Source organism: Paenibacillus sp. FSL H7-0943 (genome assembly GCF_037963265.1).
Taxonomy (GTDB): Bacteria; Bacillota; Bacilli; order Paenibacillales; family Paenibacillaceae; genus Paenibacillus_AQ; species Paenibacillus_AQ odorifer.
In genome coordinates, this window is the sequence record NZ_CP150148.1 from 6,641,031 (window position 1) to 6,666,557 (window position 25,527).

The window sequence follows — 25,527 nt, forward strand, 5'->3', positions numbered from 1 at the left end:
TGTAGTTCCTTACATCCCTTTAGGGAAGTAGGCACTTTATTGTGATGTAGTTACCTGGAGGATACTAATGTGCGGTTAAAGGGCTCTTTTCGACTTAAATTAAAAACGTTTTGTCATTTTTCTGTAAAAATACTGCATTTCCATGAAAGCTGTGCTAATATTACAGTTTGTTTATGAAATTTTAGGAAGTACATCATAATATAAGAAGGTGCACAATGAAGCAAAATAATCACCAGGAATTCAACCTGGTCAAACTGACCTGGCCGATTTTCCTCGAGCTATTCCTCTTTATGCTCATGGGCAGTGTGGATACTTTTATGATCAGTTCAGTGTCGGACGATGCCGTGTCTGGTGTCGGCGCAGCGAATCAGATCATTGCGATAGCAATTTTAGTCCTCAGTGTAATTGGTAACGGCGCAGCTATTGTGGTCTCCCAATATCTCGGTTCCAAAAAACCTCTGGAAGCCGCTCAAGTGACCGGCAATGCCATTACCCTAAACCTGTTAGTCGGCATTCTCCTAAGTACGTTTTTGCTGATATTCGGAGGGTCGCTACTGACTGCGCTGAATGTAAAAGGGGATATCCTCATTTACGCCAAAGCCTATATGAATATTGTTGGGGGCGGTATTTTTCTGCAAGCATTAATTAATGCTCTGGCGACTACTATCCGTACTCACGGTTTCACCAAACAGACGATGGTCGTATCCTTGCTGATGAATATCATTCACGTGGTGGGCAACTACCTGCTCATTTATGGTCATTTCGGACTTCCGGCGTTAGGTGTGGAGGGTGCGGCTATCTCAACAGTGATGAGTCGCTTTATCTGCCTGATCCTATTCTTCCTGCTGCTCTACAGAGTGATGGAGGTACGGGTGAAAGTAACCTATTACATTCATCTTTCTAAAAAATACGTGCTGCAAATTCTCAAAATCGGCATCCCGTCCGCTTTTGAATCCATCACTTATCAGTCGTGCCAGCTTGTATTCACACTGTATATTACTTATTTAGGCGCTGAAGCTATGGCTACCCGCCAGTACGCGCTTAATATTTCCAATTATATTTATTTATTCAGTGTAGCTGTCTCTATGGGAACTTCCATCGTTGTAGGACATCTCGTGGGAGCTAGACGACCTGATGAAGCCTATAAGCGTGTATTCACCAGTGTAAAGTGGGCGTTGCTGGTTACCGTAATAATAGATGCTGTGGTGATTTTCTTCCGGGTACCGCTATTCGGGCTTTTCACAGACAATGAGAACATCATTAGGATGGGGGCGCAGGTCATATTGCTTAGCTTCTTCCTGGAAACCGGGCGCACAACCAATCTGGTTATCATTAACTCTTTACGCGCCTCGGGCGATGCCAAATTCCCTGTATATATGGGACTGATCTCCATGGTCTGCATGAGCTTGCCTCTTGGTTATTTCCTGGTGTTCCAACTTGATCTCGGGTTAGCCGGCGTGTGGATTGCTACTGCGGTCGATGAGTGGGTAAGAGCCGTCATTATGTATTTCCGCTGGAAGAGCCGAGCTTGGGAGAAACATGGACTTATCGAACACGAAGCTCCAGAACACTGTACACCTTCCGCTACTCCTGCAGCTGTAAATTAATATGTATATACAGAGGGTTCTTTAAGGTCATATCAGATCTTAAGGAACCTTCTATTTATTTACGCCAACATTACATAAAATTTGAGAATGAAGGAACCATTCTACGTTACAATAGATAGAACATAATTCACAAAGCTAAAGGAGAGAACTTCATGCCGGAGGAAACCGGAATCCATGAGTTACTGACGCTCAAAACGATTGCGGAGACTTTAAACAGTTCCAATGAGCTCAGACCCATGCTCGACACAGTCATGGGCAAGCTACTTGAGTTAACCGGAAACACTGCAGGCTGGATCTTCCTGAGCGAAGAATACATGGAATATGAGTGTGCCGCTGATCGAGGCCTGCCACCTGCACTACAGCGCGACAATAAACAACCAATGCAGTGCGGAAGCTGCTGGTGCCTAAGCCGCCTATGGGACGGTCGGCTCGAGCATGCCGTTAATATTCTAAGCTGCAAGCGGCTGAGTAACGCCAGGCAGTATAACTGGGGCGACACGCTGGGCATCACCCACCACGCCACCGTCCCGCTGCATTCAGGTGAGCGTTACTTGGGACTTATGAATGTGGCCGCACCAGGCAAAGCACATTACGCCGACAGCGAGCTGGCTTTGCTGCAATCCGTGGCTTTGCAAATTGGCAGTGCTATAGAACGGATGCAGTTATATAGCACCGAGCAGCGCCGCGCGAATCTGTACGCCAAATTAGGCGAATTCAGCGCAGCTTTAAATCTAACCGCCAACCAATGTATCTCGCCCAGTATTCTGATCGAGAAAAGCGCCGCCCTGATTGGCGACTATTTCGATTGGCCCTTTGCAGCGATTATCGGGCAATATGAAGGGCAATTCGAAGTCCATGCTGCCTATGCGGCTAATATAACGCCTGAAATAGCTCCCTTCGAGCTCTCGGATTCTTTTAAAGTACGTCTAGGAGATATCACAAAAGGACAACGCTTTGCGACATTAACCCCTGATGAAGAGCAGGAAATTACGAAGTCCTGCTGTTCTGAACAACCTGTCGCGGAGCGTGTCGTGATGCTCGCTGTGCCCTTTCGGCAGATTGCCGCACAAGGTGCAGGAATTCTACTGATCACCTCACCCAAAGCACTAGCTTCCGCAACTGCGGATGGAGAGGTGCTTGAGGCTGTCGCTGAGCATATTTCCGCTACATTGGAAAGTGCTCAGCTTGGAGAGAAACGCCGCGAAATTGCGCGTCTTGATGAGCGGAATCGTCTGGCCCGTGACCTGCACGACTCCGTGAACCAGATCCTCTTCTCCCTCTCAATGACCGCCAAAGGCGTGGAAAGTATGCTGAAGCAGGAGCATATCTCCCATCCTGCTACTGAGGCTGTCCGCGATATTCAAGCTTTATCCCAGTCTGCACTCAAAGAAATGCGTGCATTAATTATGCAGCTTCGGCCTGCCGGACTGGAAGCCGGTTTATTGACTGCGCTGCAGGCTCATGGCCAGCAGCTAGGGCTGCTGATACAGACGCAACGGAGTGGTGTTCACGAACTTCCCCGTAACGTGGAGGAAGGGCTGTGGCGCATTGGCCAAGAAGCGCTCAATAATGTACGAAAGCATTCCGGAACCTCTAAAGCGGAGGTATCTCTGCATCTGAATGCAGCCGAGGTGGTACTGAGCGTTGCCGACCAAGGTAAAGGCGGGGCCAAACGGCGTTCTAACACAGACACTAATGAATCTCTTGGTCTGCATATTATGAAGGAAAGAGCAGAAGCTCTCTCCGGTCGTATTCATATCCACAGTGTGGAAAATCAGGGCACAACGGTTGAGGCAACCATACCTCTGCCCATCCAATCTACATGAAGTCGGGTGATCATAAATGACGATAAACTTATTATTAGTAGACGACCATGCAATGGTACGCCGTGGGCTGCAAGTATTTCTCTCCACACAACCCGATATCAAGGTTATCGGGGAGGCCTCCAACGGCCGCGAGGCACTGGAAAGAACAGCCGAATTGAACCCGGATGTCATATTAATGGATTTGCATATGCCCATTATGGACGGCATTGAGACCGCTCAAGCGCTGAGGATCTCCCACCCGCAGGTCAAGGTCATTGTATTGACCTCCTTTTCGGATCAGGATCATGTACTCCCGGCTATCCGCGTAGGAATCAAAGGCTATTTGCTTAAAGATATAGAACCAGAAGCGCTGGTAGTTGCGATCCGCAAGGTACATAACGGTCAAGTGGAGCTACATTCCGAGGCTGCCAGCCAACTGATGAATCTAATGGCGACTTCTACACTAGAGCAATTGGAACTTAATACTTCCGATCCGAACGGCCCAAACACAACACCTGCTGCGATCACCGGATTAGAGCTTCTTACCCCACGCGAGCAAGAAGTATTAGACCTGATTGCGCTCGGTATGAGCAACAAAGAGATTGCCAGCAAGCTGGTCATCACCGAAAAAACCGTTAAGACCCATGTCAGCCACGTTCTCGGAAAGCTAAACTTAGCGGATCGGACTCAGGCTGCCATTTTCGCATTGAAAGGCGGCTATAACGCCTAGAATCAAAACTCCTCTACAACTTTAGTCTTAGACGCTCAGCACAATGGCTGAGCGTTTTTATTATGTATGTTCATTCCATGTGCTGATGTTAACAGAGGCTGATTCAACTATCATTGGTTTATAGCAACTGACCTCACATAGGAGTGGATACAGATGAAAGTGATGATCCTGACAGGCAGTAATCGAAAAGAAGCAACCAGCACGAAGCTGGCAGAACATGCCGCCCATTTCATTAGTCAGCAAGGAGAAAAGGTTACCGTGTTTGATCTCTACAAACGCCCACTTCCCTTTTATTCACCAGACGAGGCTTACACAGAGCATGAACATTTAAACGAGCTTAAACAAGAGATGTTAGCAGCGGATGCAGTAATCTTGGTTACTCCGGAATATCACGGCTCGGTAAGTGGCGTATTAAAAAATGCGATTGATCATCTAGGCCAGGCGCATTTCAACGGTAAAGTTGTGTTATCCGCCAGTTCAGCCGGGGGAGCGGTAGGGATAAGCTCATTACTTCAATTGCAAGCCATCGTACGCAACCTGCACGGTATCAATACACCAGACTGGATCTCCATCGGTGGACTGCAACGCAAGCGGTTCGAGGTCGGGTACGACGGATACGAGGGTGGGCAAGAAATCGAAGATCGCATCCACCTAGTATTAGAAGCATTCCTGAACTTAGCCCGCAAAATCGGCAGACCGGCAGGTGCTATCCAATGATCAAAGGACTATATGAAGCACATTTACCAGTAAGCAATCTTGAAGTATCCATCGAATTTTATGAGAAATTAGGTCTGAAAATGGCTTGGCGGGATGAAGAAACTGTATTCTTCTGGATCGAGGAAGGTCGGAGCTGGATTGGTCTTTGGGAAGGCCAGGAGGTTCAAACCCCATACCATCCGTCCTTGCGGCATATTGCCTTCCGTGTCACTTACGAGGATTTGAAGCAATCACTGCAATGGCTGGAATCGATTGGTGTAGAGGCTGTTCCGTTCCGCAACCGGACTTCTGTCGAGCCTTTTATCCGGGCTTATCAAGGAAATGCTTCTGTCTACTTCAACGACCCTGACGGCAACAGCTTGGAATTTATGTGCCACGTAGAGGTTCCTGAACATCTGAAGCCTATTTCAGAGAACATAACCTTAACGGAATGGGAGAAATTACTGCACAGTAAATAAAATACTCAAACAAAAAAACAGCTGCTCCCGTCCAAGGGTCCAGCTGTTTGAGTATATTAGCTTCTTCGATTACTTAATCGAAATGCCCTTCTTCATGGCCTTCATGTCTGCATTCGTATTCACAAGCGTTGGCAGTATCTTCATACTTCTAGTCATGGGAGAGTTGCATTGCCAGCAGGTAGGTACATATTGAAAGGCGAAATTATCGCGCATCCAACCTGTGCAACCTTCCTTGGTACAGGACCAAATAGCTGTGTCTTCTTGCGGAAGTTCCTCCAGTGCTTTTTTACGAAAATACATAAGTACCCCTCCTTGGATCGAATCGAGACGATATCGCTACCCTATTAGGGGCAGATTCATACTATGAAAATAAAAAAAGCTGCCCTCAACTTGTGTTAAGGGCAGCCTGATTTTTAAACTACAGTTTTACAACGTTTTCGGCTTGTGGTCCACGAGCGCCTTGAGTTACGTTGAACTCAACGCGTTGGCCTTCGTCCAAAGATTTAAATCCGTCGCCTGTGATTGCGGAGAAGTGTACGAATACGTCGCTTCCACCTTCAACCTCGATAAAACCGAATCCTTTGTCTGCGTTAAACCATTTCACTGTACCTGTTTGCATGATATTACCTCCAATATTTTATTTAACACATGTCCTTTTATTCCTACGTAGTGTACGAACAAATAAAAATTCACACATTGGAAAAGGACTCATACGCACAAATGATAACCTTTTACAATATGTGAATTAAGGGTTAAATTTATGATTGATTTCATTGTACCACACTAAATCACTAAAAGCAATGCGTATGCCTATTTAATTTTCACTCCGGCTCTTATTGCCTGTAAACAGCAGCAGCCGAGCCGGACGAATACCCATGTTAGTCGATATAACCTGCCAATCCTTTATCCATCAAGTAATCCATTTCTGCATCAAGAATGGTCTCTACTGTGATTTCATCCAGCTTCACATCACGTTGGGCGGTAACATAGTCGACCAGATCATCGCTGTCGATGTCTACCTCACCCTTGGCGTTCGCCTTGGCCTTATTGATAAAGGTCTGTTCATGCTTCAATACTAAGCGGATGATTTGCGGATCCACTTTGGTTTTGGCAGATAATACATTTACTAGCTCCTGCTCATTTACTTTGTCACTCATTTTTTAAATTTCATCTCCTTACAATTATTACACAATCATTGTAGCATATTTCGCGCTTTAACGCGTCATTACGCGAAGTATACCGCGGTTTATTCACACTTTTCTTATCATTCCAGTGTCTATAACGTTCCACTTGAAGTAAGTTATTTAATAAAAACAGTTGTGAGGAACATTGACTTGTGCCAAAATATAAAAAAAGTGTTGGACCAAATGAATACTAGAAAAGGCGGTTGAATTCATGAGCTCTGTATCTACCCAGCAATTAGACACAAACAGCAACAAGGCACATCGTTATATCGAAGACGTATACGCACAGGTTGTTGCGCGTAATCCTTTTGAGCCCGAATTTCATCAGGCCGTAAAGGAAATCCTTGAATCTTTGCTTCCAATCCTCGCTGCTGAACCTAAGTATCAGGAAAATGCCATTCTGGAAAGATTGGTTGAGCCAGAACGTTTGATTATGTTCCGTGTTCCTTGGACAGACGATCAAGGTAAGGTCAGAGTTAACCGTGGATATCGTGTACAGTTCAGCAGTGCAATTGGACCTTACAAAGGTGGACTTCGTTTTCACCCATCCGTTAATGCTAGTATTATCAAATTCCTTGGTTTCGAGCAAATCTTCAAAAATGCTCTTACCGGCCAACACATCGGCGGAGGTAAAGGCGGCTCCGACTTTGATCCTAAAGGTAAATCCGAAGGCGAAATCATGCGTTTTGCACAAAGCTTCATGACTGAATTGCAAAATTACATCGGTCCTGACCAAGACGTTCCTGCAGGAGATATCGGTGTAGGTGGTCGTGAGATTGGCTACATGTACGGACAATACAAGCGGATCCGCGGAGGATATCCGGCTGGCGTATTGACTGGTAAAGGTATTGGTTACGGCGGAAGTCAGGCTCGGACAGAGGCTACTGGTTACGGTACAGTTTATTTCGTAAACGAGATGCTGAAAGCAAAAGGCCTTTCCTTTGAAGGAAGCCGCGTTGTTGTTTCCGGTTCTGGTAACGTAGCGATCTATGCGATCGAAAAAGCTGTACAGCTAGGCGCTAAAGTCGTAGCTTGTAGTGATTCCGCCGGATATATCTATGACGAAAATGGGATTAACCTCGAAACCGTCCGCCGCCTGAAAGAAGTCGAAAGAAAACGGATTAGTGAATATGTGAATGAACATCCTAACGCTGTGTATACTGAAGATTCCACGCAAATTTGGACCATTCCTTGTGATATCGCCCTTCCGAGTGCTACTCAGAATGAGATTGATGAAGCCATGGCATTGAAACTGATTGAGAATGGTGTAAAAGCAGTAGGCGAAGGTGCCAATATGCCATCCACCCTTGAAGCTATTCATCAGTTCCAACAAGCTGGCGTACTATTCGCACCTGCTAAAGCTGCTAATGCTGGCGGCGTAGCTGTATCTGCGCTTGAAATGGCACAAAACAGCATGCGGTTGTCCTGGAGCTTTGAAGAAGTAGATACGAAGCTGCATGAAATCATGGTTTCTATCTACGAACAATCTGTAAATGCATCCGAGCAATATGGACAGTCCGGCAACCTTGTTGCAGGAGCGAACATCGCTGGATTCAAAAAAGTGGCCGACGCTATGCTGGCTGAAGGTGTAATCTAAATAAATTACCGGCGCTCTAGTCACGAACGCCTGACATACAAAAGTCCCCGTAACCGGTCAGCAAGAATCCGGTTACGGGGACTTTTTGTGTGTCTAAGCGTTCCATCCGGGGATCTTCCGCAAATCCCCGTCCCAAATCGATTGAGTACTCTCCACAGTCGTATCGTGGGGTGAAGAAGCCGTACGAATGTAACAGGAGTCTATTCCTATCGTTAGCGCCCCTGCAATATCCGTACGGGGATCATTCCCGATCATGATGGCCGAACGCAAATCCGCTCCATAATGTTCAACTAAATAACGATAAAATAGCGGATCCGGCTTACTCACTCCTGCTTCGGAGGAAATGGCAATGCCATCGAATAAAGGAAGAATACCCAGCATCATTAATTCTGCTTCTATAAAGGTTTTCTGGCCATTGGAGAGCAAAAACACCTTTTTGCCACGTTCTCTTAATGTTTGCAGAATTTCAACCACACCCTCATAAAGTGAGATATGGATCATCGATAATGTCCGCAGCCATCTAACCGTTTCATGTAACCACGCTTGATCCGGTTCCCCACCCAATTGACGGGCCACAGAACGAAACACATCCTCCATTACGAAATCTGGATACTGACAATTCCGTGCGGCTTCGGCGAGCTGTAAATCCCTCTCCCGCAGAAATTGTGCCTGTAGCTCACTTCCTGTTATGGACATCCCCTGATATCCGAAATGGAGCGATAATCGATCCCATACCTCCTGCTTCTCCTCATCTGTCTGAATATCGATTAATGTGCCATACAGGTCGAAAATATAAGTCTCGTACATCCACCGTCTTCCTTCCTATTATTCTCTCTGTGTTTTATCCCTTAGTACCATTGCCATTGTCGGTGGTTGTCTGGCCCTCCTCCATCCGGTTTGACACCTTTTGATAGAGATAGGAGATGCCGAGCAAACAGATACCAAAGCTGGCATAGGCTATGATTTTGCTGCCAGTATTCAGCAGACCCAAATCATAGAGCAGCAGCTTGCCCGTGGCCAGCAGCGTTAATCCAAGGCCGAAGCGCCGGATGTACACATACCTTTTGCGGAAGCCATACATGATAAATAGAACTGCTAACAGTAGATAAATGAGACTAAAAATTAACCCTGCATCACTCAATTGCAATTGCACTCCTAGGAAAGCGGTGGTAATGCCGAGTAGATAAATCGCCATGAAAACAGGATAGATCTCCATACTCTTAAACTGGCGATTCAGCGCTGCAATCAGCAGATCACGTCCGCTAAACCAAACAAAGATATTAAAGATAATCAGTACGGCCAGTGCGATATAATCAGCTGCTGTATTTTGCGCGAAATTATTTTGCAGACTTGGCAGACCTACTGTAATCACTATACAAATGACGTAGCCAATCCCAAACAGAAGTCTCACAAAATATTTAACAATCGTGTCATACAGCACCTTCACCTTTGGCAGCACGTAAGCCAGAACCAAGGTCCATACAGCGGACAGCAGCAAATTATAGAAGGTTCTATGCGCAAAATCCTCCGGTACAACCAGATGATACAATCTTCCCGATTCATACAAGCCGTAGATCCAGAAATTTAATAACGCCGCATATTTGAACCACAACGCTAAGGTGATTTCATAAGGTTCGCTGCGCTGAAGAGCATCCTTACGGTTATGCTGAACAGCATACAACACCGCGACAATCAGCATGCCTGCTGTGATAAAGACATATTTTAGCGGGAAGTAGACATCTCTAAAATTCGTCCATTGATAGTCTGCGACCCACTGCGTCGGTACATTTAGACAGAAGAATACTACAAGGCAGAGCATCATAATGCCCCAGCCTGCCCTTTCCATCCCCTTAAAGCGGTTCAGATTGCCATACAGCGTAAGAACGACGCCCTCAATCAGCCAACCGATGGACCACCAAGCCGCTCCAAATTGAAATGGAATCATCAATATGCCGAAGGTCAGTGAAGTGGCGTAGAACAGCAGCATGCTTTCTTTTTCCTGTGGCATCAGCTTCTCAAGCCCTCGACCCAGACCGAGATACAGCAGGCAGAAAAGCAACGCCAGTGCACCATTGTAATCCTTCAGTCCTGCATCCATAAATAAAATATACAAGGTGAGACAGCTAATAAACGTATTACATCCTAAGAGAGAGAAATCCCACCAGGACAGCTTGGAACGATATTTGAACGGGTACCACAAGGTAATTCCCAGATACATCGCAAAAGTCAAAACAGCATAACACATATTAATTCCGTTGCTATCCGACAAAGCTATTAATATGAGCATGGAGGGTGTATTAAATAAGTAGCTGATATAATTGACAACGTTCCAGCGTTTGCGGAAAGAAATCAATAAGATGAATAAATTCAATAAAAACAAGTAACCCATAGCCACATAAACCGCGTTGCCCGAAAGGCCAAACGCCCCCAGATAAGAGTATAAGGGCAGATATCCTCCGATTAAGCCCAGCGCACAAATACTCCGTGATTCATACCTTAAAGACAGGAGTACCGCAGTTAAAGTAACGAGTACAGACAAGGATAACCCTACATATATACTAATAATATCAAGCAGAAAATAGCTATAAAAAATAGAGCCATACAGCACCGAAATCCCGCCGCCAAGCAGCCCTAAAGCGAAGGTGCCTTTTCCTTTGCGGTATAGCCACTCCCCGCCTCCCAGCATCAATAATCCCAGTAGAAAAAAAGCGCTTCCCTTCATATAACCTGTGAACCAGTTGGAATAGGTATACCGGAAGCCTGCCCCCACCGCCAAAATCAACAGTAGAATACCCAGCTTGTTAATCCAGCTTAGTCCAATCTTCATTTCGATCTGATTTTGTTTTCTTCGGCGCTTAAGCACCTCTTCACTGATCTCTTCCGAAGCAAAATCATGTAATCCATTATCCATGCCCGAGTTGAGGCGAAGCTCCGCTTCCCTCAGTCTCTGCCGCTGTGCCAGCACACGCTCATTTAATTCTGCCGCCAACGCCCCGAGTCGACTGGATATCTCTGCTTGTTCCTCACCCAGCTGCCTGGAGGCTGTGTGGTACAGCTGCTGAATATGGCGTTTCGTCTCCACTTCAAAAGCCGTCAGCCGATCCGTATGAGCGTGGCTTCTAGAGGCAAAATAAGTTTGCAGCTTCTGCCTCGACACTTTTAGAATGCCCAGCTTTTCATCTAAAATTTGTTCCGTTAGCGCAACTCTTAGCTCAGTATTCTCTTCTTGAAGCTTACCTACCTGAGTCTTTAGCTCGACCAAAGTGAGCTTATGCTTCTCATATTGCTTCTTCAAGTATTCATTCTCGTTGACCAGATCGTGACTTTCATATTCCGCGATCAGAGCCTCATATTCCTTAATTAGCCCGTCCTGCTGTACCTTCATGAATCTCAGTCGATCTTTGAATGACTCCATAGCGCCTCCTTATGTGAGCGATTGTTAATACTTACATATTACTACATATAGCTGGAGGGTCTTATGCTTTTTTTATATTTGCAGTGAATGAAGATTACAATCGGGATGCAAAAAAACTGCAACATTTTGGAGGGGTGTCCCGTCAGAATAATAACAACACTAACAAAAGATTTTAAAAGGAGCTCACAACCATGAACAACATTTTAAAAACAAGTACAGTTCTTTTAACTTTGTCCCTAGCACTTTCTACAGGAGCAGCTTATGCTGCACCCACCACAACTTCTGCTAAAAATGAGGCTACACAAACCTCCGCTAGCGTTAATCAAAAGACGTTTGCGATTGAAATCAACGGATCGACTATTAAAGAAACAGGCTTCCAAAGCACAAGCGGTAAAGAGCCGATGGTACCACTACGTTCAATTACTGAAGCCCTTGGATTTGAATTAACCTGGAATGCACAGAATAAATCCGTTGAACTTATCAATGGCGCTGTATTCACTACAGTGAAAGCTGGAGAAGACCGTTATAGTATCAACAAAATGAATACAACACTTGGAACTGCACCACAATTGGTTGACTCCACTTTGTATGTCCCAGCTTCCTTTTTAAGCGAAGTAATTCATCAAAACATGACTGTGAAGGGAGATTCCATTGTGATCAACACAAATGCCGCCGAGCAGCACATGACTAAGACTGGTGTGATTACAGCAGTCTATGATGGTGGTAAATACCAATCCGTTCAAATCCAAGGTGTAGGTACGGATGGAATCGTATTAAATGTAGGGGAAGATACGGCTATTGAGATGGCTGACGGCACTAAAATTGCACTCAAAGATCTCCATATCGGGATGACAGTAAAAGCAGAACACTCCATGGTCATGACTATGAGTCTTCCGCCACAAACACCAACTTACAAAATCACCGTTCTGGATAAGCAAAAACAAGATGATCTTCTAGGTACTGCTGGTACTATTGAAGAAGTTCAAAAAGACGATAAGGGAAATATCAGTATCACTGTTAAAGGTAGTGGCCTGAGCGAATTGTCACAAAAAGAAGTAGTACTGCGCATTAGCGAAGACACAGTGCTCATTAACAAAGACGGCGAAGCTGTTAAAAGCAGCGAGCTTGTTAAAGGCACAAAAGTTATCGGATTCTACAGCCCAGTGCTGACCAGAAGCCTGCCACCCATCGGCACAGCTGTCAAAGTTGTAGTAGATTCTGCACAACAATAAGAGAGAGACTGGAATCTTATTAAAAAGATTCCAAAGAGACATTAAAACAGCGATCCTTCCGTTATGGGAGGATCGCTGTTTTGCGTTATAGACTATAGGTTGGCTGACTCGCTTCAGCCGATTTGTGAGGTAAACGAAAGCCGGCTGAACGCTTGGTCACACTTTTACTTGCCTTGCTGCAGAGTTTGGGATGATCATAATCGCGAGCCTTACGGACCCAGCTGACTTTATTTGCGAATTTTCTGCCTTCAGAGCAGCGTTTCGGACTCCAGCGCCACTATTCATTAAAAAGAGGGGCATATTCGATGTTTTTTATGCCAATAGCGTCAGTGGGGTCCGTTAGAATTACAAATGTGGTAAAAAGCTGCGTTAACGGTCAGCTGTGTCCGATAGCAGAGCAGATTATAGTTACTTCGTTCGCGCAACTTCACTCGAGTTGTCCGAAGTTGGAGGTCTAGCTCATGAATCGCTAGCCAGTATCAATTGCATCAACGCTAATAAACGCTCCAAGTTAACAGGCTTACTGAGATAATCTGTTGCCCCAGCCTGTAGGATTTTAGCCTTATCTTCCTTCATCGCTTTTGCAGTCAGTGCAATGATGGGAATATCCTTCTTTGCGGGCATTTGTCTGATCCGATTGATTGCCTCATACCCGTTCATCACTGGCATCATAATATCCATAAGAACGATATCTATAGAAGCCGCTTGCTCCAGTTCATACAGGCCGCTCTCTCCGTTAGTAGCTGTAGTTACATGCAGCCCGCGCTTTCTTAGGGTATTTGATAAAGCGAACAAATTCCGTTCATCATCATCCACGATAAGTACATGCTTTTGATTCAGAGAAGTGAAGTCAGTACGTGTATCCTCAGCCGTTGTAGCGGCAAGTACCACTCCACTCCCGATCTCTTGAATAACAGTCGCTTGATCAGCCACTTCCTCAAGGCTTGGAGCCTCAAGCTGCAAAGGCAAATACACTGTAAAGACACTACCCACACCCTCTTGGCTCTCCAGCGTAATTCTACCACCAAGTAATGTTGCCAGCTCTCTGGATATGGATAAACCAAGCCCAGTTCCCCCATATTGACGTTCTGTATTTCCATTCGCCTGTTGAAATGCTTCGAAGATAATTGACTGTTTGTCTTCTGAAATCCCAATTCCAGTATCTTTGATGGCGAAGGCAATAAATTCCCCTGTATACGAACCTGCCAAATCCAGCAACTCGTCCTTAGTTGCTAAACGGATTTCCAGAGTGACTGCGCCTTCCGCTGTAAACTTAAACGCATTGGACAGCAAATTTATAATAATTTGCCGTACTCTTTGAGCATCCGAATAGAACAGCGGGGGTAAGTCCTCTCCGAGCTGTATTTGCAAAGGAATCTCTTTTTTGCGGGAAAGCTGACTGAAGTTCTGGATCATTGCCTCCGGAATCTCCGATATATTTATCGCTTCAATTTCAATATTCAGCTTTCCTGCCTCAACCTTGGACAAATCCAGAATGTCGTTAATCAGCGCCAGCAGATCTTGTCCCGAAGAATGAATGGCTTTTGAGAATTCAATATCCTCTTCGCTTAGAGCTCCCGACTGATTCTCCATAAGAAATTCGGAGAGCAGCAGAATGCCGTTCAGCGGAGTTCGCAGTTCATGAGACATATTAGCCAGAAACTCAGATTTATATTGTGAGCTTTGCTGCAATAACTCTGTGTATTCACTAAGCTCCATTTGAGCTCTTTCCGCCTCCAATGACTTTTGTTCCGCCAGCAGATTCTTATCCTCCAGCTTTCTATTTGTTGCATGCAGTGACTCCGTTTGGATCTGCAGCTCCTCAGACTGAGTCTGTAGTTCCTCGGTATATACCTGTAGTTCTTCGTTTAGACGCTGAGATTGTGCCAGAAGTTGGTCAATCTTCATACTGTTAATCGTGCTGTTAATTGCAGAGCCAAAGGCATTCGAAATAGACCCTAGGAACTTAACCTGCAATTCCGTAAGTGGAGCAAAGGCGGCGATTTCCACCACAGCAACTACCTCACCCGAAAAAGAAATCGGCATTAACAGAAGCGCCTTCGGCGCAGAAACACCCAGCCCAGACTGTATGCTAATATAATCCTCCGGCAGATCCTGTATTTGCATCAAACGCGCCTCTTTAGCACATTGTCCAACTAGACCTTCTCCGGTCTGGAATGCCCGCTGATCTGGAATGTTACTGCTTCCGCCAAAAATAGAGACTCTCTTAAAGAAATCCCGATCATGATCCTGTGTTCGAACATATAAGGATCCATATGGGTAATTGATCACTTCTGCGGTTTTGCCAAGAAAAATATCGCCCAGTTGCGAGATATGTGTGATGCCCTGATACCTCGCCAACAGTTCGTTTGCGTTAGCCTGAATCCATATCCGTTCTTGTTGCGTGTCTATCAGATGATTCGTAGCTACGCTCAGATCCCTGATCTCATCATTCGTGGTGATCTCTATCCTTGTCTTCATATCTTCGTCAGATTCCAATTCTGCAATCGTATGGGTAACTTTACGAACCGTACTAACGATGGAGCGTGAATTGATCCACGAAGCGACCATCGCGGTAACCGCTATAATTGCCCAAGCAATATAAAGAAGCTCTAGCAATAATTTATTCTTGTCTGCTTGTCTAGCTATCAGACTGTTGGTGTTCTCTTTCATCGTCTCGCGGTAAGTGCTGATCTGATTACGAATCCGATCCATTTGATCTTTGCCATCGTCGGAATTAAAGTATCTTAGGAGCTCAACGTCCTGTCCCTCTTTTTTCAACTGGATCACATAATTTCCGGACTGTTCGATCCATTGCTTAATTTTACTTTCAATACCCAACAGACGCTGTAGCTGTAAAGAATCATTAGCAGTCAGCACGTAGAGCTTATCATAATTAGCTTCCCATTCAGCCTTACCCAAATTGTAGGGCTCCAGATACTTGTTATCGCCGGTGATGACATATCCGCGTTGTCCGGTTTCCATATCCAAAATATTCTTCTCAATTAGATTAGCTAAATTAGTAATCTCTCGATCCTGATGAGAGATGAAGCTGGTTTCCCGCTGTAGTGCATTGATTCTTCCATGCATGACAAAAACGAATCCTAATAGACAGATCACGATTAAAACTGTAATTGACAGTATTTTATACTGCAAAGTGAATCGGCGTTTGTTCACAACTAGCCTCCGTCCTGTCTTCTAACTATAAACCCCTTTCTATTCTACATCATTGTAAAAGATTACTTGAATAAGGCTTCATTAATTCTTCTATGTAAATTTTGACTGCTGCTAATTTAAACAATTTCCGCAGGGTTGAAACACTTGTTTTTCCCGGAATAAAAAAAACCCCACAAGTGCCTTTCACCTTGAAGGGTTACCTAAATATCTAACTTAGCAAATACAAGTTTTCTTCTTCACACCAAGCTTCCCAGCTTGTTCAACCTTAGCAATATAATCAACAGCCATGGGAACTTTACAAGCGGTTTGTCCCATGTTCACCTGGACCTTACCTATACCTGCTGCGATCTTTGCTGCCTCCTCATGCAGTTCTGTGATACTGCTGCCCACCATAATTAAGAAAGTATTCATCGTATAACGGACACGATTCCGCTCCTGATGAATAGTAGCGCCTACTTGTTGTAACAACTCCCTAATTTCAGCGATGTCCAGCTTATCATCCGGTGTAATTGAAATGTAATTGGCATAAGTGCTCCAGCCGCAAATGGCTATTAGTTCATCCGAGGAACGAATCCACTCTCTCGCAAGTTCCAATCCATATGGACTCTCTGCGGCGAGAGGGGATACTATATATTCCACTACCGCATGCCAACTGGCCGCCGAAGCCCAGCTTTGAAGCTCTTCCTTCGTCATACTCTTAGGATTGACCGTTAGTCCAGCCAAATACATTGCATCGTAATTGCCTGTCTGATACAAAGCCCTTGCCAGACTCTGATCTTTTTTCACATCCTTAACCAGCTTCTTCATATCCCCTACCTTTACTCCAAATAAAGGTTCCACTGCGCCATGTCGTAAGAAAGTACGTTTCGTCTGCTCTGTACCCATCTCCTCAAGCTTGCTCATCACTTCATCAACAGTCAGATTCATTAGGCCACTCCCTTATCTTCGATGTTCTTATCCCTTTACCGCTTCTCTTATGATCGGTTCACGACCTAACGTAACTCTGTTCTTCCCTGTATTCTTAGAGTGATATAACGCTTCATCCGCTTCCCGATATAAATCTTCGAAAGTCACCTCTCTACGCTCCGTAAAAGAGATGCCGATACTTGCGGTAAGATGAATGCTATCCTGTTCATTCAAGATTATCGTGTAATCACTCATCATTGTACGAAAATTCTCTGCTTCTTTTAAGGCTGCACGTTTATCTTCAGCGAAAAAGCATACAGCAAATTCCTCGCCACCTACTCTTCCAGCAATACCTTTATTCTGGTATACCTGAAGTATTTTATTCGAGAAATCAACTAACGCCTGATCGCCCGCTAAATGACCATAAGTATCATTAATTAATTTAAAATCATCGATGTCAAATAACAGCAGAGCCAACCCTAATCCATCCGGGATCGTTTGATTCTGAACCCTTTGCATGAAATGCCTGCGATTATAAAGCCCTGTCAGATCGTCAACCGTTGCCTGATAGACCAGTTCACGCTCATATCGCTTTTTCTCACTATGATCACTAAACACAATAAGCATACCCTTATTCTCTGTTGTCGCATGTTCCGTAGCAATTAAAGAAACCCCATAACAGAGCTCCCCTGCGCCAGAACAAACTACCTCAAACTGTCCTTCCGTCCTCTGACTGTAATGAGCTGCAATGTCTTTGTGAGACTTCGTAAAAAGATCAATGTTTTTTCCCATCCAATTATCGTTCGCTATTCCGGTAATGTCGTATAAAATAGCAGTCGCCGCATCGTTTATGCCAATGATATTATCATAACGGTCAGTCAGAACTACGCCGTCTTTCATGTGCTCTAGAATTTTGTTTTTGGTTAGAGGGAAGATGGTTAATTTGGAGCTAACAAAAAGTGCAAAATAAGCCGCTATAATCGCAGGCAAATAAGTAAACGCCGTAAAACCTGTAATGGTAATCTTCAAGAGGGGGAGTAAAAAGACGGAAATAACCGGAACCAGCAAACCCGCCAACAGCAGGACATTAGTCCGCAAATAAACTCTCGGGGTATTCAGTAGGGAAACTGCAAGCAAGCAGACTGCATATAGCCCAAAAAGCTGATCATACGCAATAAAAGCCATACTAAGGAGCGTAGGCTTTACAGCAATTCCACTAACACCCGCAACCGTCAGGACGGACACTTCACTGCGCATCAGATGATGATAGCTATCCGTAAAAATAAGAAGTACATCCATAACAATAGGGATAGAGAAGATGGCAAGCTTCACGGGCAGGCGCCCTGTGGAAGGAGATACGTATTCTTTTACCACAGCATAAGTAAAGAGCGCACTAAAAAAAAGCGGAGCCTGCTGTACATTCTTATACCACAGCTTAGACTGAAAAGAGGGTGACATAATCTCTCCCGCCGTTGCAACAAATATAAGGCTGACTAACAGCATTAAGATCCACAAATAGCGTCTCCCTGCTAACTTACGGTGCCGATAGGAGCTGACGCCCATGTACAGACTTAGAACACTGCCCATTAATAAGTAATACGGATATCCCTGAATCCATGGCATGCCATATTTCTCCTATTTTTCAAGTCGCTCCTATCATTATAGCCTAATCCTTGGTACAAATGAATCAACAATAACAGCACATCTTATGCTTTAAATTTCACCCGATTGGAGAACATATATTTTCTGGCTAAATCCTTAAATGTTATTTTATCTTGTGCCGATTCAAAGAAACGTTTAGGGATAATCAGCGCTCTCTGTGTGGACACAAAAAACACAAACAAGTTCGTAGTTTCACCTATCTTATGTATCTCTTCCCACTTCACTTGCCCAGTGCCCGCTTCGGAAAGATAAGATATGCCTTCATCTGAAATCGTATAATTTTGCGGTTGCTGAATTAGGTTATCTGTTTTGAACGCCTTTTTCGATTTTTTGATCAAGCTTGCCTTGGTCATATACCATAAGACAGCGGCAAGAATTATAGCAGTCACAGCCAGGATTGAGATGCTTTGAGTACTGTAATCCTTAGTAATTAATAACAAAATCATAAAGTAAGCGACTACGCTAAAAGAGTTGAGTATAATCCGGCTATTCAAGCTGAACCATAAGTTAAACTCCTGAACGTCTTCACTCTTTAGGACTGTATCTACTTTTATTACATTTTCCATCACTGATCGCTCCCTCGACGCCATGTATATTTTTAAATTCATCTCATTTTAACATGCCTGAACACAAAAAAGGGACATCCCCGAAGCGATTGCTTCTACATGGGTTGTCCCTCTTCAATCCGTAAGGATTCTTATTTCTTTTGTGCAAGACGTTGTTTGAACTTGTCAACACGGCCGCCTTGTTCTGTATCTCTTTGTTTACCAGTGTAAAATGGGTGGGATGCGGAACTTGCGTCCACACGGAGCACTGGGTAAGTGTTGCCGTCTTCCCATTCCATAGTTTCATTGGATGATTTAGTAGATGCACTCAAGAATTTGAAGCCTACGCTTGCATCCAAGAAAATCACTTGGTTGTACTTAGGATGTATGCCTTCTCTCATTCTGATCGTCCTCCTTCTGAATAAATTCGTGGAGCCTTTATGGTAAATTATCCAAATGATCTGTAGGTTTATATATAGTATAACCTAATAAACGTAGGAAAATTCGTAAATCTTACGATTTAGACCACCGCTCCATCATACGCTTATTTAGAGCACAAAGCAACTAATATTGAAATTACTAATATTTCCATAACCTTTCCAAGCCTACCCATAACGCCGGAGTTAGAGCGATTTCACCATTCCTCCATCGACTAAAAGAGATTGTCCCGTAACATAAGTATTCGCAAAAGAGCCTAGAAAAACAGCAGCCTTGCCGAATTCTTCGGGCGTGCCCAATCTTCCTAACGGGATTTGCAGCAGCGCTTCCTCTTGAATCTGCTCCATAGGGATCCCCTCTGCTTGCGCGCGTTTGCCGTCTAGTTGAAGAATCCTGTCGGTTGCAATACGCCCTGGTGCGATCGTATTAATTAAAATGCGATCCGCAGCCAGCTCAGTAGCCAAGCTCTTGGTCAAGGCATACACGCCAGCGCGAAAAACATTGGAAAGAATCAACCCCTCAATAGGCTGCTTGATAGAAATCGAGCTTATATTAACGATTCGCCCTGCCCCAGAAGAGCGCAGATGCGGCAGTGATTCACGGATCAAACGAATGGTACTCATCAGTGTGAGCTCAAACCCCTGGTTCCAATCCGCGTCTTCCATATCAGCGAAACCTCCGCCATGAGGACCCCCCGCATTGGTCACTACAATATCAAGCCCACCGTTTAGGGCTACAGCCGTTTGAATAGCATGTACGATATCCTCTGGGACAGTCACATCCATCTGAACCATGTTCACCTGCTGTCCTGTGGCTGCCTGAATCTCTTTCTGTGCGTCTACAAGCTGCTCCATACTCCTGCTGGCGATCATTACCTTCGCTCCCTCACGGGCGTACTCCAGCGCAGTTGCGAGTCCTAATCCTTTACTTGCTGCGGCTACAAAAACTGATTTCCCACGAAGTCCCAAGTCCATCATTAATGCCTCCTTCTTAATTAAACTCCCAACAGCTAAGACTTAAATTGCCATACTGATAACTTCGGTGCAGCAGCTTCGCTTCCTTCCCTTTATCGCCAGCTCCCATAGCTATTATCAAGGGGATAAAGTGCTCACTAGTCGGCACTGCATCAACGCCATAAGGAGCAAGCTCCTGATAGTTAAATAGCGACTCTGTATCCCAAGCTTCCACCCTGTGCTGCAGCCAGTCATCGAATGTCTCCGCCCATTTCTCGACGTTCTCCATTCCCCACTTCACGCTACGCAAATTATGGACGGTTCCACCGCTGCCAATAATCATAATATCCTGCTCACGCAGCTCAGATAAAGCCTTACCCATTAAATATTGCTGTTCATTGGACAACTCTCGATTAACTGACAAAGATACGACAGGAATATCTGCATTCGGATAGATTAATTTAAGAATAGCCCAAGCTCCGTGATCTAGTCCACGCTCTGTATTTAATTTGCTGGCAATCCCATTCTTGTGGAACAGAGACATAATTTGCTGTGCAACCTCATTGTCCCCTTTGGCAGGATAAGTCATTCGATACATCTCATCTGGGAAGCCATAGAAATCATAGATGGTGTCGAAAGTCTCCATAACTCCAACCGATTGTGTGTGTTCTTCGAAATGTGCAGAAAATACAACAATCGCTTTCGGTTTGACATTCCTCTCAGCGAGCTCCCCAAGAAATTTCGTATATGCATTGTTATCAAGTACCAGAGAAGGAGCACCATGGGCAATAAAGTAAGAAGGTATCATAGTTTATCACTCCCTAAGTTCTGCCGTAACCAAGCGATCAAGTCCTGCTGATTCTGCGGTAATACACCATGATCCGAAGGATAAGTTTTAAAGGTTAATAATGGGGTTAGACCTTCGAAATAAGCGGCTGTTTCTGTCCCCACTGAAATTGGAAATACAGAATCATATTCACCATGCGAGATGAAGACCGATACCTCCTGCACACTCCTCAGCTCATAATCCGTCTTCACAAACCCCGGAACATAACCGTTCAGCGCCACAATTCCCCGAAGCGAATTCCCCATTGTAAGCGCGAGTGTCATGGACAAAATGGCTCCTTGACTGAAGCCAAGCAGATAACGATGTTTAGCATCTATAGGGTATTTGTCGGTGGCGTATTCGATAAACTGCTGCAATTGCGATACAGCCTGATCAAACTGCTCGCGGATGGGATGACCTAGACTTTTGAGATCATAATATTGAAATCCTGCCCCTAAAATCATATTTCCCCGAATCCCGATAATAATAAACTCTTCAGACAAGGACTCCACAAGCCCGAACATATTCTTCTCATTGGAACCTTTGCCATGCAAGGTGAAGATAACCGGATAAACCCGATTCTCATCGTAACCGGAAGGTAGACTGACATCATATATATAAGGTGCCTTCATACTAAACACTCCTTCAAAATATTTGTAATACAAAAATAATATTTGTAAAGTTAATATTATAAACCACTAGCTAGTATGTCAATTAATAATTTGTTAATATAAAAATATATTTGTTATTACTAATATTAAAAGGAGCTTTACTAATGAATATAGGTTCAAACATTCGTACAATCCGTAAAAGAAAACATATAACGATTGCCCAAATCTGTGAAACTACTGGCCTGTCACAGGGTTTTATGAGCCAGGTTGAGACTAATAAGACCTCTCCCTCGATCGCAACCCTTAGCCTGATTGCGGATGCGCTGAACGTTCCGTTGGCTTATTTGCTGTTAAAAAAGGAAGAGCGGATGCAGGTGGTACGATCCGAGGAGCGGCAAATCACCAGTAGCGGAAGTGATCGACTGCAAGTTGAGCATTTAAGCTCGGCAGGTGGTGTACGAATGGTGCTTGTCCATTTCCCTCCGGGTACTTCTACGGGTGAAACTCCGCAGGCGCACGAAGGCAAAGAGGTCCATTTAGTGATAAAAGGTGAGGTTTATGCGGAGCAAGGTGAAGATTTCGGGATGTTCCAAGCGGGGGATTCCTTTAGCTGGAATGCCTGTGTGCCACATCTGGTCATAAATAAAGGCGATGAGCCGGCAAGCGTGCTCATCGCCATCCATACAGAGGCTGATAGTGAAACCGTTGATTTTTAAGCTGGTCTACACGTCGTACTCCAGCTGTTTTTTGGCCTGAACAATGAAATCCAGCGGATTCTCAATCGTGCCGGCTTGGTATTCGACCGCCCCAATCTTAAGCCCCAGGCTGACCTTATATTTTCTGGAGAAATTATTGTCATTCAACTCCTGAAGCTTGAGCTTAATCCGCTCGATCACAATCTTCGCCCCATCGCTGTCCGTGAACAGCAGCAGGCCCCATGTTGCTTCATCCTTATCTAGCAGATAGAGTGCATCATTGGTACGAATACTCGCCTGACTAAGCTGAGACACGTCATAGATAGCTTCTGCCAGCTGATCTTCAGGAATGATCCGTCTGATCTCTTTCCAATACTTCACCTTCACCACTAGCAGGGTGAGCGGGATCTGATAGCGGGTCGAAATGCTTGTAAATAATGTAGCATCCGTCTGAAAAGAAATACTGTTCCGCAAATTTGTGTTTTCATCGACGATAGCCATATTGGCAGTCTTTTTGCGTAGCTGCTCATTCTCCACCTGCAAATCACGGCTGCTTAAAGTGAATACCCATAGAACGACCGTTAATAGCGGAGTCATAATTAACCAGAAATAAGTATTCAGGCTAATCGTTTCCCCTAGCGTTATCGTCTGGTACATCGTGTAGAATCCGTAAGCAAAGATAAACACCAGATTCAAGACCAGACCGGCAGTGACCGTTGTAAAATACGTAACAATGGCCAGAATAAAAGCCACCGTTAAAATGATAATATTCTGGAGGTAATCATCCGGTGCCCCGGCAATGAAGACGATACAGAGGAACGATAACACCAAGAATGATAAGAGAGCGATGTCTGACACTAAGCTACGATTACGTCTCACGCTTATCACCACGTTTCTTCATGTGTTTGCGAAGCAGCAGGATCAGCGATAGAACCACCAGCGTCAGCACCAGTAAAATCACGATGATAAAACTGAGTACATCCGACCGTTCCATTATTTTCTGGGCCACAGAGTCCTCGGCTGCTCCAGTGATCGTTTTGAAGCGGTGTGCGCTGACATTACCGTCTTTATCAACGATTGCACCATCGCCAAACACCTTCCACTTGTCCCGTTCTGTAGCGAGCAGTTTAGATCCTAAGTAATACTCTTCCGAGCTGACCCCTGTAACCGCGAGCAATGCACGTCCCGCCTCAAATGGCGAATCAATCAGCTGCAGTGTTCCGATTCGTGCGCCGTATTGCTCTTCAATACTCATTTTCTCGTTGGAGCGAATTGTGGTTCCATCTCCGTTATATTGAAAATAAAGCTTAGCATTCTGATCACGGATCACCTTATTATTCTTATAAGCACCAATAGCGATGATATTATTATTTTTCAAATGATCGGCGTTGACGGTATCGGTATAGAACTGGATATTCCCTATATTTCCGCTGGCATATTTACCAAGCAGATTAAAGATATTCGATACACTTAAATAGGCGTAATCATCCATTTGTTCGGGCAGTACAACCGCCACATGATTATAGATCCCATCGCGGATGAACGGATATGGATAGTTATTAAATAAGAGATCCGTGCGATCCTTCGTATTCAGCTGCATTACAGAATCTTTACTGATATAAGCCCATGGCATTTGATCCCGATCGATAATACATCTGGCTCCTTCGATCTCCAAATCAAAAGCCACTGTCACCGAGAAATTTCCGGAGATATTCAAGTTCTGAGGCACCGAGAGATTAAGAATATCGCCATTCGCCAGTTCCTTAGTCAGCTTCTTACTGCCAATCGGAGTATTGTTGATGCTCACGGTAACCAATGAACGAGTAAAATCCAAATTCTGTGCATAACGGAAATCCAGGCTGATTTTACCGGAATCGGCAATCGATCGGTTCGCTGGCAATGAAATAAAATACGTCTGCTCCTGATGATGTGCCCCGGTCAGTTTATCACCTGTCTCAGTGAACGTGATGTTAGAGCTAATCGAAAGCGCAGGTGCTGATACTTCTGTAGCATCTGTTACTGTTTTCAGATCACTGGTGATCTGCCCGATCAGCTCTGGATTAGCAATCAAACGACCCGCTTTGATCAGCAAGTTCTCATCCTTCGAGGTTACAACCAAGGTGGGCTGGGTATCCTTATTCACTAGCTGGAGCAGCGCGTGCGTACCCAAATCTTCAGTGGAGCTTAGCTGAGCTTTCAGCCCGCTTGGTACTCTGTCATACATAGCTACCAGTACAACTGCGGCCTTATTCTGCACAGTGTCTGCCCGGTAGGGAAGCAAGGGAATAGTCTTATCATTTAACGTAATCCCCTTAACAAACCCGGAGAGAGCATAAGTGGCTGCTTCCATTTCTGCCGCTGTGCTTTTGTCCGGTACAGTCAGAATACTCTGATTCTTCGTTAAGGTATCTATCCCGGCGAATCGCTTGCTGAAGTCACTGATCCCTCCACTCAAGGGCTTTGCGGTATAAATCACGTTAATACTGGACGTATTGAACAGATGCAGCCAATTATCCGACGTTTCATCGACCGAACAAAAGAGGTCATCTTGACGATCTGTCTTTAAATAGCCCTGAATGCCCAGCGTATTCGTCCCTTTTTTCAGAAACCCCTTGGGCGCCACAAGGGTCAACAGCTGTTCGCCGTTGTCTTGTAGTGACGGACGAAACGTATAGAACGGGCTGCCGTTTAGTGTTAAGGTAACACTAGAAATCTGCTCTTCGGTAATTTGTGAAATTTGAAAATGCAGTTTGATCTTTACTTGATCCACATTCCAATAATCCAGAACCTCAAAATATTGCTGCTGGGCACTCGAACCTGTTAAGGACGAGTCCGTTCCCGTAAATGAGGTTGTGTAAGTGGACTTATGATCCTGCGGCAACGTCTCTGCGGCAGCAGGATGGATTGGAATTAACAAAAGGGAGAGGCAGGTTAACAGTATAACCAGCTGTTTTTTTATCTTCATGTTC

Annotated in this window: 23 protein-coding genes; 8 read left to right on the top strand and 15 right to left on the bottom strand. The window is 44.7% G+C overall.

Features of this window, described 5'->3' with window-relative positions; all coding sequences use genetic code 11:
• Positions 1-215 precede the first annotated feature (215 nt).
• The 5 genes from NSQ55_RS29065 (at position 216) to NSQ55_RS29085 (ending at position 5,317) form a co-directional block, all read left to right on the top strand.
• A complete protein-coding gene (locus NSQ55_RS29065; protein WP_076124068.1) occupies positions 216-1,607 on the top strand; it encodes an MATE family efflux transporter in 1,392 nt (463 codons plus the stop codon).
• A gap of 152 nt (positions 1,608-1,759) precedes the next feature.
• Positions 1,760-3,433, top strand: coding sequence for a GAF domain-containing sensor histidine kinase (locus tag NSQ55_RS29070; RefSeq protein ID WP_076301485.1), 1,674 nt, complete (start codon positions 1,760-1,762; stop codon positions 3,431-3,433).
• Between the two features lie 16 nt (positions 3,434-3,449).
• The gene (locus NSQ55_RS29075) at positions 3,450-4,142 is read left to right on the top strand and encodes a response regulator transcription factor (RefSeq protein ID WP_280753198.1); all 693 of its coding nucleotides are present in this window, start codon (positions 3,450-3,452) and stop codon (positions 4,140-4,142) included.
• Between the two features lie 153 nt (positions 4,143-4,295).
• On the top strand, positions 4,296-4,859 hold the full coding sequence (locus NSQ55_RS29080) for an NADPH-dependent FMN reductase (RefSeq protein ID WP_339170405.1): 564 nt from the start codon (positions 4,296-4,298) through the stop codon (positions 4,857-4,859).
• The gene (locus NSQ55_RS29085) at positions 4,856-5,317 is read left to right on the top strand and encodes a VOC family protein (RefSeq protein ID WP_036682137.1); all 462 of its coding nucleotides are present in this window, start codon (positions 4,856-4,858) and stop codon (positions 5,315-5,317) included. The genes NSQ55_RS29080 and NSQ55_RS29085 overlap by 4 nt, the downstream gene beginning before the upstream one ends.
• Positions 5,318-5,386: 69 nt before the next feature.
• On the opposite strand, the gene NSQ55_RS29090 is transcribed toward NSQ55_RS29085, so the two are convergent.
• The 3 genes from NSQ55_RS29090 to NSQ55_RS29100 all read right to left on the bottom strand — a co-directional run bounded on the left by NSQ55_RS29090 (position 5,387) and on the right by NSQ55_RS29100 (position 6,474).
• Entirely contained in the window at positions 5,387-5,617 is a 231-nt protein-coding gene (locus tag NSQ55_RS29090; RefSeq protein ID WP_036682139.1) for a cold-shock protein, read from the bottom strand.
• A gap of 118 nt (positions 5,618-5,735) precedes the next feature.
• The gene (locus tag NSQ55_RS29095; RefSeq protein ID WP_019914790.1) at positions 5,736-5,936 is read right to left on the bottom strand and encodes a cold-shock protein; all 201 of its coding nucleotides are present in this window, start codon (positions 5,934-5,936) and stop codon (positions 5,736-5,738) included.
• Between the two features lie 259 nt (positions 5,937-6,195).
• Positions 6,196-6,474, bottom strand: a complete 279-nt coding sequence (locus tag NSQ55_RS29100) for a hypothetical protein (RefSeq protein ID WP_038573758.1) — start codon at positions 6,472-6,474, stop codon at positions 6,196-6,198.
• Between the two features lie 238 nt (positions 6,475-6,712).
• Between NSQ55_RS29100 and gdhA the strand changes: the two genes are divergently transcribed.
• On the top strand, positions 6,713-8,098 hold the full coding sequence (gene gdhA / locus NSQ55_RS29105; RefSeq protein WP_036682144.1) for an NADP-specific glutamate dehydrogenase: 1,386 nt from the start codon (positions 6,713-6,715) through the stop codon (positions 8,096-8,098).
• Positions 8,099-8,191: 93 nt separating this feature from the next.
• Here gdhA and NSQ55_RS29110 read toward each other — a convergent pair whose 3' ends face one another.
• Together NSQ55_RS29110 and NSQ55_RS29115 are read right to left on the bottom strand one after the other, a co-directional pair.
• Positions 8,192-8,905 (bottom strand): HAD family hydrolase, encoded by a 714-nt coding sequence (locus tag NSQ55_RS29110; RefSeq protein WP_076278268.1) that lies wholly within the window; start codon positions 8,903-8,905, stop codon positions 8,192-8,194.
• A 34-nt stretch (positions 8,906-8,939) separates the two neighbouring features.
• Complete coding sequence (locus NSQ55_RS29115; protein WP_339170414.1) at positions 8,940-11,513, bottom strand: DUF2339 domain-containing protein; 2,574 nt, start codon at positions 11,511-11,513, stop codon at positions 8,940-8,942.
• Positions 11,514-11,704: 191 nt separating this feature from the next.
• Between NSQ55_RS29115 and NSQ55_RS29120 the strand changes: the two genes are divergently transcribed.
• On the top strand, positions 11,705-12,745 hold the full coding sequence (locus NSQ55_RS29120) for a stalk domain-containing protein (protein WP_076140656.1): 1,041 nt from the start codon (positions 11,705-11,707) through the stop codon (positions 12,743-12,745).
• Between the two features lie 459 nt (positions 12,746-13,204).
• Here the strand turns inward: NSQ55_RS29120 and NSQ55_RS29125 are convergent, their stop codons facing one another.
• The 8 genes from NSQ55_RS29125 to NSQ55_RS29160 form a co-directional block, all read right to left on the bottom strand.
• Complete coding sequence (locus NSQ55_RS29125; protein ID WP_248548935.1) at positions 13,205-15,922, bottom strand: CHASE3 domain-containing protein; 2,718 nt, start codon at positions 15,920-15,922, stop codon at positions 13,205-13,207.
• 213 nt (positions 15,923-16,135) lie between these two features.
• Positions 16,136-16,843, bottom strand: coding sequence for a DNA alkylation repair protein (locus NSQ55_RS29130; protein ID WP_339174639.1), 708 nt, complete (start codon positions 16,841-16,843; stop codon positions 16,136-16,138).
• Between the two features lie 33 nt (positions 16,844-16,876).
• Entirely contained in the window at positions 16,877-18,451 is a 1,575-nt protein-coding gene (locus NSQ55_RS29135) for a diguanylate cyclase (protein ID WP_339170417.1), read from the bottom strand.
• 83 nt (positions 18,452-18,534) lie between these two features.
• Positions 18,535-19,056 (bottom strand): YcxB family protein, encoded by a 522-nt coding sequence (locus NSQ55_RS29140; protein WP_076124082.1) that lies wholly within the window; start codon positions 19,054-19,056, stop codon positions 18,535-18,537.
• 131 nt (positions 19,057-19,187) lie between these two features.
• The gene (locus NSQ55_RS29145; RefSeq protein ID WP_036682161.1) at positions 19,188-19,436 is read right to left on the bottom strand and encodes a type B 50S ribosomal protein L31; all 249 of its coding nucleotides are present in this window, start codon (positions 19,434-19,436) and stop codon (positions 19,188-19,190) included.
• A 222-nt stretch (positions 19,437-19,658) separates the two neighbouring features.
• Entirely contained in the window at positions 19,659-20,447 is a 789-nt protein-coding gene (locus NSQ55_RS29150) for an SDR family oxidoreductase (protein ID WP_076181913.1), read from the bottom strand.
• 16 nt (positions 20,448-20,463) lie between these two features.
• On the bottom strand, positions 20,464-21,234 hold the full coding sequence (locus tag NSQ55_RS29155; protein WP_076181911.1) for a class III extradiol ring-cleavage dioxygenase: 771 nt from the start codon (positions 21,232-21,234) through the stop codon (positions 20,464-20,466).
• Positions 21,231-21,884, bottom strand: coding sequence for an alpha/beta hydrolase-fold protein (locus NSQ55_RS29160; protein WP_076181909.1), 654 nt, complete (start codon positions 21,882-21,884; stop codon positions 21,231-21,233). Before NSQ55_RS29160 ends, NSQ55_RS29155 begins: the two co-directional genes overlap by 4 nt.
• Before the next feature lie 143 nt (positions 21,885-22,027).
• On the opposite strand from NSQ55_RS29160, the gene NSQ55_RS29165 reads away from it, so the two are divergent.
• Positions 22,028-22,579: a helix-turn-helix transcriptional regulator gene (locus NSQ55_RS29165; protein WP_076099730.1), complete on the top strand. Its 552-nt coding sequence runs from the start codon at positions 22,028-22,030 to the stop codon at positions 22,577-22,579.
• A gap of 6 nt (positions 22,580-22,585) precedes the next feature.
• Here NSQ55_RS29165 and NSQ55_RS29170 read toward each other — a convergent pair whose 3' ends face one another.
• Both NSQ55_RS29170 and NSQ55_RS29175 read right to left on the bottom strand, forming a co-directional pair.
• Positions 22,586-23,437, bottom strand: a complete 852-nt coding sequence (locus tag NSQ55_RS29170; RefSeq protein ID WP_036682174.1) for a diguanylate cyclase — start codon at positions 23,435-23,437, stop codon at positions 22,586-22,588.
• On the bottom strand, positions 23,427-25,523 hold the full coding sequence (locus NSQ55_RS29175; protein ID WP_339170425.1) for a cellulose biosynthesis cyclic di-GMP-binding regulatory protein BcsB: 2,097 nt from the start codon (positions 25,521-25,523) through the stop codon (positions 23,427-23,429). Before NSQ55_RS29175 ends, NSQ55_RS29170 begins: the two co-directional genes overlap by 11 nt.
• Between the last annotated feature and the right edge of the window lie 4 nt (positions 25,524-25,527).